The organism is Streptomyces sp. DG1A-41 (assembly GCF_037055355.1).
In the GTDB taxonomy this organism is placed as follows: Bacteria; Actinomycetota; Actinomycetes; order Streptomycetales; family Streptomycetaceae; genus Streptomyces.
Genome location: NZ_CP146350.1, coordinates 8,873,161 through 8,890,202, shown reverse-complemented (window position 1 = coordinate 8,890,202; position 17,042 = coordinate 8,873,161). Strand labels below are relative to the sequence as shown.

Sequence of the window (17,042 nt, the reverse complement as noted above, 5' to 3'; positions counted from 1 at the left end):
CTTCCACGCCGATTCCAGTGCCCGCCCCGAGGCTCGGAGCCGATCACCGCACGCCCCGCCGACACGGAGGCCTCCTGACGACATGACGACAAGTCACCTCTCCCCGGACGCCCTGAACGGGTTCCGCGGCCGGCGACCCACCTGGTCGCCCGCCCCCTCGGGCGACGGCAGCGAACAGTGCACCGTCGAGGTGCCGCTCGACTACGCCCGGCCCGACGGACCGCGCATCTCCCTGGCCCTCACCCGGATCCGGGCCGCGGACCCGGCCCGGCGCCGCGGCATCCTGCTGTCGCTCAACGGCGGCCCCGGAGGCTACTTCGGCCTGGGCCGCGGCTTCCCGGCGGTGCTGTCCCGCACCCGGCTGCCCGAAGCGTACGACCTCATCGGGTTCGACCCGCGGGGCACGGGCGCGTCCACGCCACTGACCAGCGAGATCATCCCACCCAAGGCGCCGTTCGACTCCCGGCTGCCCGACGCGGACTTCCCCCTGCTCGCCGAGGACGCCCGCATCCGCGAGGAGGGCAACCAGCGGCTGGGCGGGGAGGCGCGCCGGCACCACAACACCCGCAACGTCGCACGCGACATGGACGTGATCCGCCAGGTGCTGGGCGAGGAGAAGCTCAGCTTCGTCGGCTACACCTACGGCACCTACGTGGGCGCGGTCTACGGGGCCATGTTCCCCGAACGGCTCGACCGCTGCGTCCTCGACTCCTGCGTGCACCCGGACTGGTCCTGGCGGGAGCAGTTCATGGCGCAGGGCCGGGCCAGCCGGGCCAACGTCGAGGCCTGGGCGGCGTGGGCGGCCGAACGCGGCCGGGTCTTCGGCCTCGGCGGCAGTCGGGAGGCGGTGCTGGCGGCCGTCGAGGAGGCCGCGCGGAACATCGCGCGGCAGGCCGGCGTCCCCCTGCGCACCCTCTTCGACGGCGCCATGGGCTCGCGCTCGGCGAACCGCGCCCGCTGGGCCGAACTCGGCCATCTCGTTGCGGAGTTGCGCACCGGCGACGCGGCGGCAGCCTCGCGGTGGCTGTCCGACGAACGGGTCTGGCCTCCCGCCGAGACCGAGGGCACCACCCGCTGCGGGGTGCTGGACGCGGTCACCCTGGAGAAGGACTGGCCAGCGGACCCCGAGGTGTACTTCGAGGACATGCGCCACTTCCGCGAGCACTACCCCTACGGATACGGGATGCTGCGCGCCGCGCCGTGGGTCGGCGCCTTCCGTGCCTTCACCCCGCCGGAGCCGCCGGTGCGGCTGACCGGCGATGGCCTCGCCACGGGCCTGGTGGTGCACGCCGACGGCGACCCGACCGACCACTACGAGGGCGGTGCCGCGATGGCGGCACGGCTCGGCTACCGGCTGATCACCGTGGCCGACTCCGGCCAGCACGAGATCTACGGGCTCAACGGCAACCCCGCGGTGGACGCCCTGGTGGATGCCTACCTCGTCGACGGTGTCGTGCCCGAGGACACCGTGTGCGCCGGCACGGTGCTCCGCCCCGACCTCCCCTCCGACGGCACGCCCGGGGGCACCGGCCGCGCCTGACCCCGGACCGTGTCCGACAAGCGAAGGAAGAACCCATGGCACGCGCACTCGTCATCGGCGCAGGCATCGCCGGCACGGTCACGGCGATCGCACTGCAGAAGGCCGGCCTGGAGCCGGTCCTCTACGAGGCGTACGACCGTACCGCCGACGGCATCGGCAACTTCGTCAACATCGCGCCGAACGGGATCGACGCCCTGGACAGCATCGGGCTGGGCCATCTCGTGCGCGAGCGCGGCTTCGACACCCCCGGGATCGCGTTCTACAGCCACACCGGCCGGGCGCTGACCGGCGACGTTCGCACCGACCGGCTCGCCGCCGACGGACAGATCATCCAGACCATCGGGCGCTCGGACCTCTATGTGGCGCTGCGCGACGAGGCGGCGCAGCGGGGCATTCCCATCGAGTACGGGAAGCGGATCGTGGACGCCTCCACGGCGGGAAGCACGGTCCGCGCGGTCTTCGCGGACGAGTCGCAGGCCGAGGGCGACCTGCTCGTCGGCGCCGACGGACTGCGCTCGCAGGTGCGCCGCATCATCGACCCGGCTGCTCCCCTGCCGCGCTACCTCGGCGTGCTCAACGCGTTCGGCTGCGCGCGGAGCTTCCCGGCCGAGGGCCCGCCCGGGGTGATCCGGATGTTCTTCGGCAGGAAGAGCTTCTTCAGCTACACCAAGCACCCCAACGGCGACCTGTGGTGGTTCGCCAACCCGCCCTGCGCCGCGGAGCCCGACGGGGCGCAGCTGCGGGCCCTGCGGCGGGACTGGCGCCGCTATCTTCTGGAACTGTTCGCAGGCGACCGGACCCCGGCGGCGGCGATCATCGCGGCCACGCCCGATCCCGCACCGCCTTCCCCCACGTACGACCTGCCCCGCGCGCCGCACTGGTACCGGGACCGGCTCGTCGTGATCGGCGACGCGGCCCACGCCGTCTCGCCCACCGCGGGCCAGGGCTGCTCGGTCGCCATGGAGGACGCCGTGGTGCTGGCCAAGTGCCTGCGCGACGCGCCCGGCATCGACCGGGCCTTCGTGACCTACGAGTCGGTGCGGCGCAAGCGCGTCGAGGACATCGTGGCCCAGGGCAAATACAACAACGAGGGCAACATGCGCCGCGGCCCGGTCGGCCGCTTCCTGCGCAACTACTTCATCGCCCGGGCTTTCAGGAGCGCCGACGGCTCCGACCCGACCTGGATGAGCAGCCACCACATCGACTGGCACGCACCGGCGACCGCCGACGGCGGCGACGGGCGCGGACTGCGCACCTCGTCGTGACCCGTTCCGCACACGGAGGAGACACCTGATGACCAGCACCGCGGACGTCCCCGGCGCGCCGGGGACGTTCCCCTTCGTCCGTCCGGGCCCGTTCACCCCGCCCCCGCAGTACGCGGACATGGTGCGGCAGGGCGTCACCCCGGTCACCCTCGCCAACACCGGCCTGCGCGTCTGGACCGTCACCGGGCACGAGACCATCCGCCGACTGCTGACCGACCCGCGCACCAGCGCGTCGCGCAAGCACCCCGGTTTCCCGTTCTACTTCGTCGCACCGCCCGAGGCCCGCACGGAGACCTCCTTCATCGGCTACGACCCGCCCGAGCACACCGCCGCGCGCGGCAAGGCGGCCGCGGCGTTCACCTACCAGCGGGTGCAGAAACTGCGCCCGCGCATCCAGGAGATCGTCGACGAGCACATCGACCGGCTGCTGGCCCTGACGCCGCCGGTCGACTTCCACCGCTTGTTCTCCCTGTCGCTGCCCACGACGATCATCTGCGACATGCTGGGCATCCCCCAGGGCGATCACGACTTCATCATCGAGCACAGCAACAACATGTTCGGCATCCACAGCACTCCCAAGCAGCGGGTGGCGGCGATCGTGGAGGTCAACGCGTATGTCGAGAAGCTGGTCGAGATCCGGGAGAGCGAGCCGGGCCAGGACCTGACCAGCCACATCATCGCGGAGTACCGGGCGTCGGGCGAGGAGTACACCCGGCGGGACCTGGTCAACATGGTGCGGATGCTGATGAACGGCGGTCACGAGACCACCGCGAGCATGCTGTCCCTGGGCACGGCGTGCCTGCTGGATCACCCGGACCAGCTGGCGGACCTGCTGTCCGACCCGGAGACGCTGATCGGTCCGGCGACCGAGGAGCTGCTGCGGATGGTGACCATCGGGGACATCGGGGTGCCCCGGGTCGCCCTGGAGGACATCGAGATCGACGGCACGGTGATCCCGGCCGGCGACGGCATCCTGTGCCTGCTGCTGACCGCCAACAGGGACCCGGAGGTCTTCCCGGAGCCGGAGAAGCTGGACCTGCGCCGCGGCAGCCGCAAGCAGATGGGGTTCGGTCACGGGGCGCACCTGTGCATCGGCGCCGAACTGGCCCGGCTGGAGCTGCAGATCGCCTGGACGACCCTGTTCCGGCGCATCCCCACCCTGCGGCACGCCGTGCCTCTGGACGAGGTCCCCCGCAAGGAGGGCGCCATCGTCTACGGGGTCCGCGAACTGCCCGTCACATGGGACGCGTAGGAGGCGGCGGTATGCAGCAGGAGGCCTATGGCCCGGCCCTGGCCGAGATCTACGAACTCGTCTACGCCGCACGCGGCAAGGACTACGCCGCCGAGTCCGCCGAGGTGACCGCGCTGGTCCGGGACCGTCGGCCGGACGCCGAGTCGCTGCTCGACGTGGCCTGCGGAACCGGGGGGCATCTGGCGTTCTTCAAGGAGCACTTCGCGGCCGTGGAGGGGCTGGAGCTCTCCGAGCCCATGATCGCCCAGGCCGCGCGGCGGCTGCCCGGCATCCCGGTGCACCCGGGCGACATGCGCGACTTCACCCTCGGCCGCCGCTACGACGCCGTCAGCTGCATGTTCAGTTCCATCGGCTACACGCGGTCGGCGGACGAGCTGGACAGCACCCTGGCCAGTCTGGCGCGTCACCTCACCCCGGGCGGGGTGATCGTCCTGGAACCCTGGTACTTCCCGGAGGCGTTCCTGCCCGGCTACATCGCCGACGATCTGGTGCGCACCGAGGACCGCGTCACGGTGCGGGTCTCCCACTCCCAGCGGCACGGGGACGAGGTGCCGATCACCGTGCACTACATCGACGCGCAGAAGGACGCCGGTATCCGGCACTTCACGGACGTCCACCGCATGCGGCTCTACACCAGGGAGCAGTACGAGGCGGCCTTCGAGCGGGCCGGCTGCTCGGTGGAGTACGTCGGTCCGGGCCGGTTCAGCTGCGGCCTGTTCGTGGGCGTGCTGAAGTGACGCCGGGGCGCTGAGCGGACGGGACGGACGGCCCCCTCAGGCTTCTGCCTGGAGGGGGCCGTCCGCCGTCGCCGCGGACCACATGGCGCCGAGGGACTCGGCGAGGCCGATGCGCGGCCGCCAGCCGAGCAGCCGCCCGGCGAGCCGGATGTCGGCCCGGGTCCAGGCACCGCCGAGACCGGCGACGTCCTGGATCCGTTCGTCGAGGAGATCGGTGCCGTACCCGGCGGAAGTCACGAAGAGCCGTACGAGGGTGCGGATGTCGACGGCCTCGCCGCTGCCGATGTTGAGTGCCTGCCCGGTGGCCCGGGAGTGGACGGCCCTGACGACGGCGTCGGCGACGTCGCGGACGTCCACGAAGTCGCGGCGGGCCCCGGTGAGCACCACCGTCATGGGCTCGTCGGTGGCCAGGGCCCGGCGCAGCATGTCCACGAGCTTGCCGGGGAAGCTCGCCGGTGAGGGGTGGGGCCCGCAGACGTTGGACGCCCGCAGCACCAGCCCGTCGGCCGGGCCCGCGCGCACGGCGTCCAGGACGGCTCGCGACCCGGCGAGTTTCGTCCGCGCGTAGGCACCCGCGGGGCGCGGGGGCAGTCGCTCGTCGATGAGGGTTCCCGGCGGGACGTCCCCGTACTCGTGCAGGGTCCCGATGTGCACGACCCGGGAACGCCAGGGCAGTTCGCCCATGGCCGCGAGCAGCCGGTGCACCAGGGCGACGTTCACGGCTTCCAGGTCCTCGTCCGCCCGGGCCCAGCCGTCCGTCGCGTTCAGGGCGTCCGTCGCGTTGACGACCGCGTCGATCCGGTGGGTGCTCAGCAGCGCCGTGATGCGCTGCCGGCTCGCCTGCGCGAGGTCGAGTGGCTCGAAGGCGTGGGGGCGGGTGTGGGCGGCCGGCCCGCGGGCGACGACGAGGACGTCGTCGCCGCGGGCGGCCAGGGCGGCACGCACGTGCCGGCCCACCCAGCCCGTGCCGCCGAGGACGGCCACGCGCCGCCGTGTGTCCGCGGGCCGGCGCGGTGTGGTCATGCCGTCCTCCCCGTCCTGCGGGCGGCCGGCTGTCCGGCCGCCCGGTTCCCCTTCAGGCGCCGGCGACATGCCCGGCTACGAGTTCCTCCAGTACCGGGACGGTCGCCACCGGGGACGGCCGGCGGGCGATGTCCTCGGCCACGGTCCCGGCCTGCCGCGCGTGCGAGGGGTCGTCCAGCAACGCGCGGACGGCCTCCAGCATGGTCTCGGGCGACAGTTCGGCCGGCTGGATGCGCCGTACCGCCCCGAGGTCGGCGAGGCGGGCGATGGCGTCGAGCGGCTTGCCCCGGCCCGGCACGACGACCTGCGGAACGCCGTGGACGAGGCAGGCCATCATCGTGCCGGGGCCGCCGTGGTGGACGGCCGCGTCGCAGCCCGGCAGCACGGAGGTCAGCGACTGCCAGCCGGTGGCGATGACGCTGTCGGGCAGCGGGCCGAGCTGCTCCACGAGGTGGTCGGCCACGGCGACGACGAGGTCCACGTCCAGGTCGCCGAGCGAGCGGACGATCTGCCCGAGCATCGGCGCACCGCCGATCTGCGGCTGCACGGACCCCAGGGTGACCAGCAGCCGGGGGCGGGTGCGGGGGCGCAGCACCCACTCGGGCACGGTGCCCGGCTCGCCGTAGGGCACGTAGCGCAGCGGCGTGGTCCCGGGGGCCGCATTGCCCAGCAGGGGCGGGCAGTTGTCGAGGATCAGGGCGGGCTCGGGGAGCGCGTCGAGTCCGAGTTCCTTGAGTTCCGGGGCGAGTTCGTCCGCGATCCAGGGGTCGACGGGCAGGTCGCCGGGGCCGACGAGGTGCTTGACCCAGGGGATGCCGTGCCGGGCGGCTGCCGCCGCGGCGGCGGCGTACCCGTACGACTCGGCGACGACGAGGTCGGGGCGCCAGCGCTCGACGAGTTCCGCGGTGCCCTCCAGGGTGCGCGCGGCGAGCCGGCCGAAGCCGCGGCCGATGCCCTCGGCCATCTCCTCGTCGGTGTCAGGTACCTGGACGCGGCCGCCGTCGCGGTCCTTGGCCATCACCTCGCCCATGTCCAGCGGGCCGTAGACCGGTGCCATGGGCAGTCCGGAGCCGCGGACGGGGCCCTCGAAGCTCTCGGCGGCCGCCACGAGCACCTCGTGGCCTGCCGCGCGCAGCGCCCAAGCTAGGGGCACGATCGGGTAGTACAGCGGGTGAGCTGGGCCGGTGGCCACCAGTGTCTTCATGCCGGGGACCGTAGGAGCGCGGGCCGGAACGGCACTCGAATCCGGCTGGGACGGCACGGCCCCGTCGGTCAGGATCCGTCGCGCGGTGCCGTCAGGGCGTCCTCGATCTTCAGGCACTCCCCGTAGTCCGGCAGCAGTCCGGCGTCGCTCGCCCGGGCAAGGGTGGGGGCCACCCGGTCCCGTTCGGAGACGACCGGCCGGATGTCCTCGGGCAGCGGCAGGCCGAGCTGCGGGTCGAAGAAGGACAGCGCCAGTTCGTTGTCCGGGTCGTAGCCGAGGGAGAGCGTGTACGCCATGGCGGTGTCGTCCTGGAGCGCCACGAAGGCGTGTCCGACGCCGACCGGGAAGTACACGGCGCGGAAGTCCACCGGGTCCAGGACGACGGTGTCCCACCGGCCGAAGGTGGGCGAGCCCACGCGGAGGTCCACGACGATGTCGAGGGCCCTGCCCCGGACGCAGTACACGTACTTCGCCATGCCGGGCGGGGTGCGGGTGAAGTGCACGCCGCGCACGACACCGCGCCGCGAGAAGCTGCAGCTGGTCTGGGCCACCGGGAAGAGCGGGCGGCCGGTCGTCCGGAGGAACGCCTCCGACTGGAACGGCGACACGAACAGCCCCCGGTCGTCCCGGAAGACCTCCGGGGTGAAGACACACGCGCCGGCGACCTCGAGCTCTCTCGATTCCATGGCTGGGGACTGTGGCCCGGCCACCTCGAAGCGCGCTACAGGTCCGCTCCAGGCCGGTGGCCGATCGCGGTCAGTGGCTGACCGCGATCGGGGTTAGGTTCGCCGGACGGAGAACCGGCTCCCCGTCGCCGTGGTCGGCGTACGAGGCGAAAGGACACCATGGCAGAACGTCTCACCCGCCGGGCCCTCAACCGGGCGACCCTGGAACGCCAGTTGCTGACGCGGCGCACGGATCAGCCGGCCCCCGCGGTGATCGAGCGGCTCACCGGACTGCAGGCGCAGGATCCCGACCCGCCGTACATCGGGCTGTGGAGCAGGATCGAAGGCTTCCGGCTGGAGGAGCTGACGAAGCTGCTCGAGGAGCGTGCGGTGGTCCGCGCGACCCTGTTCCGGGGGACCCAGCACCTGGTCACGGCGGAGGACTACCTGTGGGTGCGTCCGCTGTTGCAGCCGATGCTGGACCGCTGGCAGAAGGCCGCCTTCGGCAAGCAGACGGCGTGCCTGGACCTGGCCGAGATCGCCGGCCTGGCCCGCTCGGCGCTCGCCGGCGGGGTGCTGACCCGGCCGGAGCTGGGCCGGCTGCTGACGGAGCGCTGGCCGGGACGCGACCCGGTGGCCCTGGCCCGCTCGGTGCAGGGCCTGCTCGCGATCGTGCATCCACCGCCGGACGGCACCTGGGGGCGCCGGGGCACGACACCGTTCGCCCTGGCCGAGGAGTGGCTGGGCCGGCCGCTCGCCCGGGACGCCTCCCCGCGGCAGCTCGTCCTGCGCCACCTCGCCGGGTTCGGCCCCGCCACCGTGAAGGACGTCCAGGCCTGGAGCGGCACGACGCGCCTGCGTGAGGTGGTCGAGGAGCTGCGGCCGGAGCTGCGGGTGTTCCGGGGCGAGGGCGGGGAGGAGCTGTTCGATCTTCCCGGCGCGCCGCTGCCCGACCCGGACACGGTGGTCCCGGTGCGGTTCCTGGCCGCGCTGGACAACGTGGTGCTCGGTCACGCGGACCGCTCGCGGCTGATGACCGACGACCAGCGCCGGCACGTCATCGTCGAGGCGGCGGTGCTCGTGGACGGCACCGTCCGCGCCCTGTGGGTGATCAAGCGGGAGGGGCGGGGCAAGGCGACGGCGGTCCTGACCGTGAAGTGCTTCTCCCCGCTGTCCCCGAGCGAGGAGGCGGAGGTGTCGGACGAGGCCGCCCGGCTGCTGCGCTTCGCGGCGGCGGACGCCGAACGGCACGACATCCGCTTCGTCCCGGTCGCCGGCGGCTGACGAGGCCGGCACCCGCCCGCTCCGGGGCGAGGACTTCGGAGCGGGCGGGGCCGGGTGCGGGGCGCCTCAGGACCCGGCCAGTTCCGTCGCGATGGCCCGCACGTACGCGCCGTACTCCGAGGGTCCGAGCCGGACGCCCAGCCGGTAGCAGTCGTCGCTGCCGATGTAACCCATGCGCAGGGCGACTTCCTCGACGCAGGCGATGCGCACGCCCTGCCGGGCCTCCAGCGTGCCCACGTACTGGCCGGCCTGGAGCAGCGACTCGGGCGTTCCGGTGTCGAGCCAGGCGAATCCCCGGCCCAGGTTGACGAGCCGGGCCGCGTTCCGTTCCAGGTACCAGCGGTTGACGTCGGTGATCTCCCGTTCGCCGCGCTCGGAGGGCCGGAGACCGCGCGCGACGTCGATCACCGAGTTGTCGTAGAAGTACAGTCCGGTGATGGCGGTGTTGGAACGGGGTTTCTCGGGTTTCTCCTCGATCGACAGGAGCCGTCCGTCGGCATCGACCTCCCCCACGCCGTACCGCTCGGGGTCGTTGACCGGGTATCCGAAGAGCACGCAGCCGCGCACGTCCCCGCTGTGCTCGGCCAGCACGGAGTAGAAGTGGTGGCCGTGGAAGATGTTGTCGCCGAGGATCAGCGCCACCGAGTCGGCGCCGATGTGGTCGGCGCCGATGACGAAGGCGTCGGGCAGGCCGGTGGGCCGGTGCTGCTCCCGGTAGGTGATCGACAGGCCGAGCTGGGACCCGTCGCCCAGCAGCCGCTGGAACTGCGGCAGGTCGACCGACGTGGAGATGACGAGGATGTCCCGGATGCCCGTGAGCATCAGCACGCTGAGCGGGTAGTAGATCATCGGCTTGTCACCGACCGGCAGCAGTTGTTTCGACACGGCGAGGGTCAGCGGCCTCAGCCGCGTTCCCGAACCGCCCGCCAGAATGATCCCCTTCACGGGTCTCCCGCCCTCCGCTCGCGGTGAATCGGTACGCCGCCCATTCGGTCACCCGGTATTCGAGAGCGCCTCGACGACCGCTCGACAGGAATTTGGTCCGGCCGGCCCGTCCTGGGAATGCCGACTGCGTCTAGCAGACGTCTAGTTCCTTTCGAGGAAGCCGTCCTAACGTGCCGCCATGACCACTTGCCGTGTCTGCCGGAGTTCCGTGACCGAGTTCTTCGATTTCGGTCGCCAGCCGCTGTCCGACGCCTTTCGCCGGCCCGAGGAGACGTCGGAGGAGTTCTTCTACCGACTCGCGGTCGGCGTCTGCGAGGAATGCGCCATGGTGCAGCTGATGGAAGAGGTCCCGCGGGAGCGGATGTTCCGCGAGGACTACCCCTACCGGTCGTCCATGTCGTCGGTCATGCGGGAGCACTTCACCGCGACCGCGCACCGCCTGCTGGAGACGGAGTGCCGCGGCGACGACCGGTTCGTGGTGGAGATCGGGTGCAACGACGGCGCCATGCTGCGGACCGTCGCCGGCAGCGGGGTCCGCCACCTCGGCGTCGACCCCTCGCGCGACGTGGTGGAACTGGCCGCCGCTCAGGGCGTGCGGGTGCGGTTCGACTTCTTCCAGGAGTCCACCGCGCGGGACATCAGGGCAGCGGACGGCCCGGCGGACGTCATCTACGCGGCCAACACCATGTGCCACATCCCCTACCTGGACTCGGTGTTCCGCGGCGTCGACGCGCTCCTGGCCACCGACGGCGTGTTCGTCTTCGAGGACCCTTACCTCGGCGACATCGTGGAGCGGGCCAGCTTCGACCAGATCTACGACGAGCACTTCTATCTGTTCTCCGCCTCGTCGGTGCGGGCCGCCGCCCGCCGGTTCGGTTTCGAGCTGGTCGACGTGGAGCGGCTGCCGGTGCACGGCGGCGAGGTGCGCTACACGCTGGCCCGGGCGGGCCGCCGCGAGCCGAGCGCGGCCGTGGCGGAACTGACCGCCGAGGAGGAGCGCCGGCAGCTCACGGACAGCACGATCCTGGAGCGTTTCGGCATGCAGGTGAAGCGGAACTGCGAGGAACTGACGGCGCTGCTGCACCGGCTGCGCGACGCCGGGCACACGGTCGCCGCGTACGGGGCCACCGCGAAGAGCGCGACGGTCACAAACTACTGCGGGATCGACCCCGATCTGATTCCCGCGATCTACGACTCGACCGTCGCGAAACAGGGCCGTCTCTCCCCCGGCGCGCACATTCCGGTCCGGCCGATCGAGGAGTTCTCCGCGCCGTACCCCGAATACGCCCTGCTCTTCGCATGGAATCACGCGGAGGAAATCATCGCCCGGGAGACGGATTTCCGGGACCAGGGCGGAAAGTGGATTCTCTACGTACCGGACGTCCGCATCGTCTGAAAGCGCGGTACTGCCATGACCAGAGTGCTCGTCACGGGCGGAGCGGGTTTCATCGGCTCCCACTACGTGCGTACGGTCCTCGGCCCCGGCGGTCCGGGCGATGTCACCGTCACCGTGCTGGACGCCCTCACCTACGCGGGCAACCAGGCGAATCTGGCGTCGGTGGCTGATCATCCGGGGCTGTCCTTCGTCCACGGGGACATCTGCGACCCCGAGCTGGTCGACGCGCTGATGCGCGCGCACGACCACGTGGTGCACTTCGCAGCCGAGTCCCACGTGGACCGGTCCATCGACAGCGCGGCGGAGTTCGTACGGACCAACGTGACGGGCACACAGGTGCTGCTGGACGCCGCGCTGCGCCATCGGGCCGGGACGTTCGTCCACATCTCCACCGACGAGGTCTACGGGTCCATCGACCAGGGCTCGTGGACCGAGGACTCCCCGGTACGGCCGAACAGTCCGTATGCCGCGTCCAAGGCGGCCGGTGACCTGCTTGCCCTCGCCCAGCACCGGACCCACGGCCTGGACGTCCGGATCACCCGCTGCTCCAACAACTACGGCCCGTACCAGTTCCCGGAGAAGCTGATCCCGCTGTTCGTCACCCGGCTGCTCGACGGCGGGCAGGCCCCGCTGTACGGCGACGGGGGCAACGTGCGGGACTGGCTGCACGTCGAGGACCACGTGCGGGCCGTGGAACTGGTCCGGACCCGGGGGCGCCCCGGCCGGGTCTACAACATCGGCGGCGGCACCCCGCTGGCCAACCGTGACCTGGTCGACCGACTCCTCCGGGCCTGCGGCGCCTCCTGGGACCAGGTCCGCCGGGTCGAGGACCGCAAGGGCCACGACCGGCGCTACAGCGTCGACCACGCCAGGATCACCCGGGAACTCGGCTACCGTCCGGCCGTCCCGCTGTCCACGGGACTGGCCGAGACGGTCGCCTGGTACCGCGCCCACCGCACGTGGTGGGCGCCGCTGCTGCGGCCCGTGTGAGCCACGGCCCCACGACCGCCTCCGCCTGGCGGCCGGTACCGCCCCCGCGCTGCGGGCAGTGACGGACCCCAGAGGCGTTTGTGCAGGTCAAGCCCCAGATATGGCTCTCACCCCTGTCCTGCTTTGGGGGGCCTTCATTCCATAGGCGGCGAATGACGGTCGCCAGGGCGGATGCTCGACCATCCGTCTCGTTCGCTTCCGTGCCTGGAAGTCCGTCTGGCTTGAAGTTGCCGTGGAATCGCCCGGGAACGACGGAACCGAGCCCTCCGCTCGCACATGATCACGCTACGCCGTGAGCGAGCGCAAGCCGTACCCCAGCGACCTGTCCGACGCCCGATGGGCCCTGATCAGCCGACGTTGACGGCCTGGAGAAAGGCCCGACTCGACCGCAGACCAACCGGACAGCCGGCCAAGGTCGATTTACGGGACGTCTTCAACGCGATCCTCTACGTGAACCGCACCGGAATCCCCTGGAAATACTTCCCGCACGACTTCCCGAACCACGGCACCGTTTACGCCTACTACGCCGCCTGGTGCGACGAGGGAATCTTCGCCCAGCTCAACTACGACCTGACCGGACTGGCGCGAGTGAAAGAGGGGCGCAAGCCCGAGCCGACCGCATCCGTGATCGACACCCAGAGCGTGAAGACTTCCACCAGCGTGCCCGTGACCAGCCAGGGAACGGACGCCGCGAAGAAGATCGTCGGCCGGAAGCGCGGCATCCTCACGGACACGATCGGCCTCATCCTCGCCGTGACCGCCACCGCCGCCGGCCTGTCGGAGAACGCCCTGGAAATCCGCCCCCTCGACCAGGCGAAGGAGACGTACCCGACCATCTCGAAGAGCTGGGTCGACACCGGCTCCAAGAAAGCCGTTGTCGAGCACGGCGCCACCCGCGGAATCGACGTCGAAGTCGTCAACCGGAATCTGGAGAGCCGCGGCCTTCAGGTCGCGAAAAGGCGCTGGGTGGTGGAACGGAGTATCGGTTGGATCATGATGCACCGCCGCCTCGCCCGCGACTACGAGACCCTCACCGCCAGCTCCGAGTCCATGATCCACATCGCCTCGATCGACAACCTCGCCAGACGTATAACGGACGAGATGACACCCACCTGGCAAGGAACGCACTAGGACGCAAACGGCAATCTGCTCACTTCAAACGCCCTCTCAGAGAACCCAACATCCCAGCTCACACACCATTAACCACACCAACTCAGAATCCGGGAGTCGCCGTCACCGAACTCCGTTCCCACCCCGCGAGGCACCGTACGATAGGCCATTCGAGCGGTATCCGACAAGCCATCCGAACATAGGAGGACCGTGCCCCACAAGGCGGCTTAGTCTGCCTTCGGTTCACCAGATGCCGTATCTGAGCAAGGAGTGAGCGATGAGCGACGCGAAAGAAGTGGGCAAGCCGAGGAGATCCCCGAAAGACGTCATTCGTCGTTTCAGTGAAGAAGTGGTCAACAAGGGAAACTTCGACGCACTCCCCCACCTCGTGCATGAGAACGTCCGCTTCGACACGTCAGCGACCGGCGTGAAGCCTGGCGTTGCCGGCGTCAAGGAGATTTTCTCGGCACTGCACAAGGGCTTCTCCAATGCCGCCTGTACCATCGAAGAGCTCATCGCCGAAGGGGAATTGGTCGCCGAGCGCTTCACCTTCACCGGCATCCACAGCGGTGAATTCCATGGAGTGCGTCCCACCGGCAAGCAGGTTTCCATGAGCGGGATGGCGATGTTCCGCGTCGTTGACGGCAAGATCGCAGAGCGCTGGGGTCTCGAGGATCAAATCGGGCTGCTGCGCCAACTCGAAGAACGAGCCTGACTTGGCGGTACGCACCCGGCGAGCCTGCGTGCAACGTGATCTGAGCGCCAAGCATGGCAAAAACTGCTCATCGACGACATCAGACCCCGCGACGCGAGTCCCCAAGGAGATCGATTCACCCGCGTGGGTGTGTGTCTTGGAAGGCGAGACACACGGCCACCGGAGACGGATTTCGGTACCTCTCCGGGTTCACAGCGGGATTCACTGTCATTGGGCACGGGGGGGATGGGGACCCAGACAAGTGCCCGATCCAGCATTATACAACAAGGCTAGGGCGGTGGGTCGCCGGTATGGTGCGTGCTGCCCGATGGGCGCAGATGGATTCATAGCCCCTCCGCCCGATATGACGCCCACTCGGTAGTTGTCTTGCGCCGTGATGTTCTGGGCAGCCTCACGAACGCCCGACGTTCAGCGGTCAGGCCCCCACTCTCCGGATACCTCACCCCACCGGCATCTCGCAGTGATCATGAACCGTCACCACCCCGGTTCGAACTACTAAGGTTTTCGGGTTGCTGTCGGCGTGTGGAGCCCCTTTACACTGGCCCGGCTCCTCTGCAGGCCCCACCCCACAATCTGAGTCGAATCAAGGCGTATGGCGGGAGTGGCGGCACTACACCCTGACTCAGCAGCTTGGCTAACTGGCCCTAACAAAGCCTTTGAACGTGTCGGTGAGTGATCAGGCAGACGGCAAGTCCGAGGAAGGCTTCGTGGATGTCGTCGCGTCGTTCCCACCGGATGCGCAAGCGGCGAAAGCCATGCAGCCAGGAGATCGTCCGCTCGACGACCCATCGGAAGGTGCCCAGACCGGTGCCGTGCGGCTGTCCCCGCTCGGCGATCGCGGGCCGGATCCCGCGTCGCCGTAGAAGACGGCGGTATTTGTCGTGGTCGTAGCCGCGGTCCGCGAAGAGCATGTCGGGCCGCCTGCGGGGCCGGCCGACAACTCCCGCCACTGCCGGAATCTTGTCCAGCAGGGGAAGGAGTTGAGTGACGTCGTTGCGGTTTCCGCCGGTCAAAGACACCGCGAGCGGGATCCCTTGGCCGTCGGTGATGATGTGGTGCTTGCTGCCCGGTCGTGCGCGGTCGACCGGGCTGGGACCGCTTTTGGGCCCCTGCGTGCGGCCCGGACGTGGGAGGAGTCGATCACCGCCCGCGACCAGTCCAGCTGGTTCTTCGACCGCAACTTGTTCAGCAGCAGTCGGTGCAGCTGGTCCCAGACGCCGGCCTCGTTCCAGGCCGCCAGGCGCCGCCAGCACGTCATGCCCGAGCCGAAGCCGAGCTCCTGGGGAAGGTACTCCCACTGGATGCCGGTATGCAGGACGAACAGGATCCCGCACAGGGCCTGCCGGTCGGGCACCCGTGGCCGTCCCTCCACCTGCTTCGGCGGTGGCTCGGGCAACAACGGCTCGATGAGCGACCACAGTTCGTCCGACACCATCCACGGCCGCGACTGACGCTTCCCCATGCCCACATCAACGAACGATCAAGCCGACAGTCACATGATCAACCAGCTTTTGTTAGAGCCAGTAAGGGCTGTCCCGTAAATGATCTTTGACGTGCTGGGATGGACTGGTGGTTTCTGCGTCATCCGGCAAGGACGAGGTTGTGCAGGCGGGCAATGCCGAGCATGGCGTGGTGGACGCCGTCGCCTTTCAGCCGGCAGTCGCGCAGGATCTTCCAGGTCTTCATGCGGGCGAGGGCGTGCTCCACGCGGGCGCGAACTTTGCGGTGGGAGGCGTTGTGCTCCTCCTTCCAGTCCGGGAGTTCGGTCTGGCCCTTCTCGCGGCGGTGCGGGATGACCAGGCCAGTGCCCCGGTAGCCGCCATCTGCGATGACCGTGGTCTTGCCGACGGCGCTATTCGCGCCGGACAGCTCCCACGCCTTGCAGTCGTTGCGGTTGCCTGCGACTGGTCGGCCGACCGCGACGACGAGCCGGGTGTCGGCATCGATGACGACCTGGTGGTTGGTGGAGTACCGGTAGTTCTTGGACTGCTCGGCGATGGCATGGTCGCGCGTGGGAACGAGGGTGCCGTCGACGATCAGCACGGTGTCCTTGCGGAACCGCTTGCGCTGCTGGAGCGCGAGCGCGGGCCCGAGATGGTCGATGATGCGGTCGGCCGCCGACTTGGACACCCCGAACAGCGGGGCCAGTTGGCGCAGAGTCAGGTTCGTGCGCCAGTACGCGGCTACCAGGAGCACACGGTCCTCCAGTGGCAGACTCCAGGGCCGACCCTTGCGCACCGGATCTGCACCCTCACGCCGGAGCGAGGTGATCAGCTTGCCGAATTGACGCGGGCTCAGCCCGGTGAACGGGGCTATCCAGGAGGGCTCCGACGCCGTGATCACACCAGACATCGCAAGATCATCTCACCCGTGACCAGCAGTTACGGGACAGCCCTTAACTCATCATCAGTCACAATGGGGCGCTCGACTCGCTGCCTGCCTGGTGGCGCAGATATCACTCGGGCAAGACGATCGCCGAAGTCGCGGACGAGCTGGGGATCAACGAGACCACGCTGGCCAGTTGGGTGTCCCGGGCCCGGCGGGCGGGGACCGCACCGGGCGGTGACAGCGACGAGCTCGAGCGGCTGCGGCGGGAGAACGCCCATCTCAAGCGGGACAACTAGGAACTGGCGAGGGAGCGTGATGTGCTCAAGCGCTGCATGGTCCTCTGGGTGAAGTAGTTGCGGCGGACCCGGCGTCCGTTGTCGGGGCGATCAGCGGCCTCAGGACCGAGCACGGCATTCCGCACCGCATCTCCTGTCGCGCACTGGGCGTGAGCGAGTCGTGGTTCCACAAGCAGCGCAACCGTCGGCCCACCTGCCGTGAGCTGCGCCGACAGCACCTGGTGGAGGCGGTGAGGGAGGAGTTCGCCAAGTCCGGCGGCACCTACGGCTCAGCGAAGATCCGGATCACCCC

General features: G+C 70.0%; 15 protein-coding genes and 1 pseudogene. 10 read left to right on the top strand and 6 right to left on the bottom strand.

Features of this window, described 5'->3' with window-relative positions; translation table 11 throughout:
- Positions 1-82 precede the first annotated feature (82 nt).
- Genes V8690_RS41125 through V8690_RS41110 form a run of 4 tightly spaced genes read left to right on the top strand, consistent with a single transcriptional unit; the run spans position 83 to position 4,794 of the window.
- Positions 83-1,540: an alpha/beta fold hydrolase gene (locus tag V8690_RS41125; RefSeq protein ID WP_338785104.1), complete on the top strand. Its 1,458-nt coding sequence runs from the start codon at positions 83-85 to the stop codon at positions 1,538-1,540.
- 35 nt (positions 1,541-1,575) lie between these two features.
- Entirely contained in the window at positions 1,576-2,805 is a 1,230-nt protein-coding gene (locus V8690_RS41120) for an NAD(P)/FAD-dependent oxidoreductase (protein WP_338785103.1), read from the top strand.
- 28 nt (positions 2,806-2,833) lie between these two features.
- Positions 2,834-4,057, top strand: coding sequence for a cytochrome P450 (locus V8690_RS41115; RefSeq protein ID WP_338785102.1), 1,224 nt, complete (start codon positions 2,834-2,836; stop codon positions 4,055-4,057).
- Between the two features lie 11 nt (positions 4,058-4,068).
- Entirely contained in the window at positions 4,069-4,794 is a 726-nt protein-coding gene (locus V8690_RS41110; protein ID WP_338785101.1) for a class I SAM-dependent methyltransferase, read from the top strand.
- 36 nt (positions 4,795-4,830) lie between these two features.
- On the opposite strand, the gene V8690_RS41105 is transcribed toward V8690_RS41110, so the two are convergent.
- From V8690_RS41105 to rfbC, 3 genes are all read right to left on the bottom strand, one after another.
- Positions 4,831-5,817 (bottom strand): NAD-dependent epimerase/dehydratase, encoded by a 987-nt coding sequence (locus V8690_RS41105; RefSeq protein ID WP_338785100.1) that lies wholly within the window; start codon positions 5,815-5,817, stop codon positions 4,831-4,833.
- 52 nt (positions 5,818-5,869) lie between these two features.
- On the bottom strand, positions 5,870-7,021 hold the full coding sequence (locus tag V8690_RS41100) for a nucleotide disphospho-sugar-binding domain-containing protein (RefSeq protein ID WP_338785099.1): 1,152 nt from the start codon (positions 7,019-7,021) through the stop codon (positions 5,870-5,872).
- A 68-nt stretch (positions 7,022-7,089) separates the two neighbouring features.
- Complete coding sequence (rfbC, locus tag V8690_RS41095) at positions 7,090-7,707, bottom strand: dTDP-4-dehydrorhamnose 3,5-epimerase (protein WP_338785098.1); 618 nt, start codon at positions 7,705-7,707, stop codon at positions 7,090-7,092.
- Positions 7,708-7,866: 159 nt separating this feature from the next.
- Between rfbC and V8690_RS41090 the strand changes: the two genes are divergently transcribed.
- The gene (locus V8690_RS41090) at positions 7,867-8,970 is read left to right on the top strand and encodes a winged helix DNA-binding domain-containing protein (RefSeq protein ID WP_338785097.1); all 1,104 of its coding nucleotides are present in this window, start codon (positions 7,867-7,869) and stop codon (positions 8,968-8,970) included.
- Between the two features lie 66 nt (positions 8,971-9,036).
- Here V8690_RS41090 and rfbA read toward each other — a convergent pair whose 3' ends face one another.
- Entirely contained in the window at positions 9,037-9,915 is an 879-nt protein-coding gene (gene rfbA, locus V8690_RS41085; protein WP_338785095.1) for a glucose-1-phosphate thymidylyltransferase RfbA, read from the bottom strand.
- A gap of 178 nt (positions 9,916-10,093) precedes the next feature.
- On the opposite strand from rfbA, the gene V8690_RS41080 reads away from it, so the two are divergent.
- From V8690_RS41080 to V8690_RS41065, 4 genes and pseudogenes are all read left to right on the top strand, one after another.
- The gene (locus tag V8690_RS41080; protein WP_338785093.1) at positions 10,094-11,311 is read left to right on the top strand and encodes a class I SAM-dependent methyltransferase; all 1,218 of its coding nucleotides are present in this window, start codon (positions 10,094-10,096) and stop codon (positions 11,309-11,311) included.
- A gap of 15 nt (positions 11,312-11,326) precedes the next feature.
- Positions 11,327-12,301: a dTDP-glucose 4,6-dehydratase gene (rfbB, locus tag V8690_RS41075; RefSeq protein ID WP_338785092.1), complete on the top strand. Its 975-nt coding sequence runs from the start codon at positions 11,327-11,329 to the stop codon at positions 12,299-12,301.
- A 292-nt stretch (positions 12,302-12,593) separates the two neighbouring features.
- Positions 12,594-13,432, top strand: a pseudogene (locus tag V8690_RS41070) (IS5 family transposase).
- Positions 13,433-13,688: 256 nt separating this feature from the next.
- Positions 13,689-14,126: an ester cyclase gene (locus V8690_RS41065; RefSeq protein WP_338785091.1), complete on the top strand. Its 438-nt coding sequence runs from the start codon at positions 13,689-13,691 to the stop codon at positions 14,124-14,126.
- Between the two features lie 644 nt (positions 14,127-14,770).
- Here V8690_RS41065 and V8690_RS41060 read toward each other — a convergent pair.
- Together V8690_RS41060 and V8690_RS41055 are read right to left on the bottom strand one after the other, a co-directional pair.
- A protein-coding gene (locus V8690_RS41060) for an IS5 family transposase (RefSeq protein ID WP_338785090.1) occupies positions 14,771-15,588 on the bottom strand; the annotation gives its coding sequence in 2 pieces (ribosomal slippage) (positions 14,771-15,256 and positions 15,259-15,588; 816 coding nt in all).
- Between the two features lie 119 nt (positions 15,589-15,707).
- On the bottom strand, positions 15,708-16,478 hold the full coding sequence (locus V8690_RS41055) for a transposase (RefSeq protein WP_338784567.1): 771 nt from the start codon (positions 16,476-16,478) through the stop codon (positions 15,708-15,710).
- Between the two features lie 50 nt (positions 16,479-16,528).
- Here V8690_RS41055 and V8690_RS41050 point away from each other — a divergent pair, with 50 nt between their 5' ends.
- On the top strand, positions 16,529-16,750 hold the full coding sequence (locus tag V8690_RS41050) for a transposase (protein ID WP_338785652.1): 222 nt from the start codon (positions 16,529-16,531) through the stop codon (positions 16,748-16,750).
- The last annotated feature ends 292 nt before the right edge of the window (positions 16,751-17,042 follow it).

Excerpts from the sequence above, each read along its gene's own strand:
- V8690_RS41125 (WP_338785104.1), top strand. The coding sequence starts at position 83 with ATGACGACAAGTCACCTCTCCCCGGACGCCCTGAACGGGTTCCGCGGC.
- V8690_RS41120 (WP_338785103.1), top strand. The coding sequence starts at position 1,576 with ATGGCACGCGCACTCGTCATCGGCGCAGGCATCGCCGGCACGGTCACG.
- V8690_RS41115 (WP_338785102.1), top strand. The coding sequence starts at position 2,834 with ATGACCAGCACCGCGGACGTCCCCGGCGCGCCGGGGACGTTCCCCTTC.
- V8690_RS41110 (WP_338785101.1), top strand. The coding sequence starts at position 4,069 with ATGCAGCAGGAGGCCTATGGCCCGGCCCTGGCCGAGATCTACGAACTC.
- V8690_RS41105 (WP_338785100.1), bottom strand. The coding sequence starts at position 5,817 with ATGACCACACCGCGCCGGCCCGCGGACACACGGCGGCGCGTGGCCGTC.
- V8690_RS41100 (WP_338785099.1), bottom strand. The coding sequence starts at position 7,021 with ATGAAGACACTGGTGGCCACCGGCCCAGCTCACCCGCTGTACTACCCG.
- rfbC (WP_338785098.1), bottom strand. The coding sequence starts at position 7,707 with ATGGAATCGAGAGAGCTCGAGGTCGCCGGCGCGTGTGTCTTCACCCCG.
- V8690_RS41090 (WP_338785097.1), top strand. The coding sequence starts at position 7,867 with ATGGCAGAACGTCTCACCCGCCGGGCCCTCAACCGGGCGACCCTGGAA.
- V8690_RS41080 (WP_338785093.1), top strand. The coding sequence starts at position 10,094 with ATGACCACTTGCCGTGTCTGCCGGAGTTCCGTGACCGAGTTCTTCGAT.
- rfbB (WP_338785092.1), top strand. The coding sequence starts at position 11,327 with ATGACCAGAGTGCTCGTCACGGGCGGAGCGGGTTTCATCGGCTCCCAC.
- V8690_RS41065 (WP_338785091.1), top strand. The coding sequence starts at position 13,689 with ATGAGCGACGCGAAAGAAGTGGGCAAGCCGAGGAGATCCCCGAAAGAC.
- V8690_RS41055 (WP_338784567.1), bottom strand. The coding sequence starts at position 16,478 with ATGTCTGGTGTGATCACGGCGTCGGAGCCCTCCTGGATAGCCCCGTTC.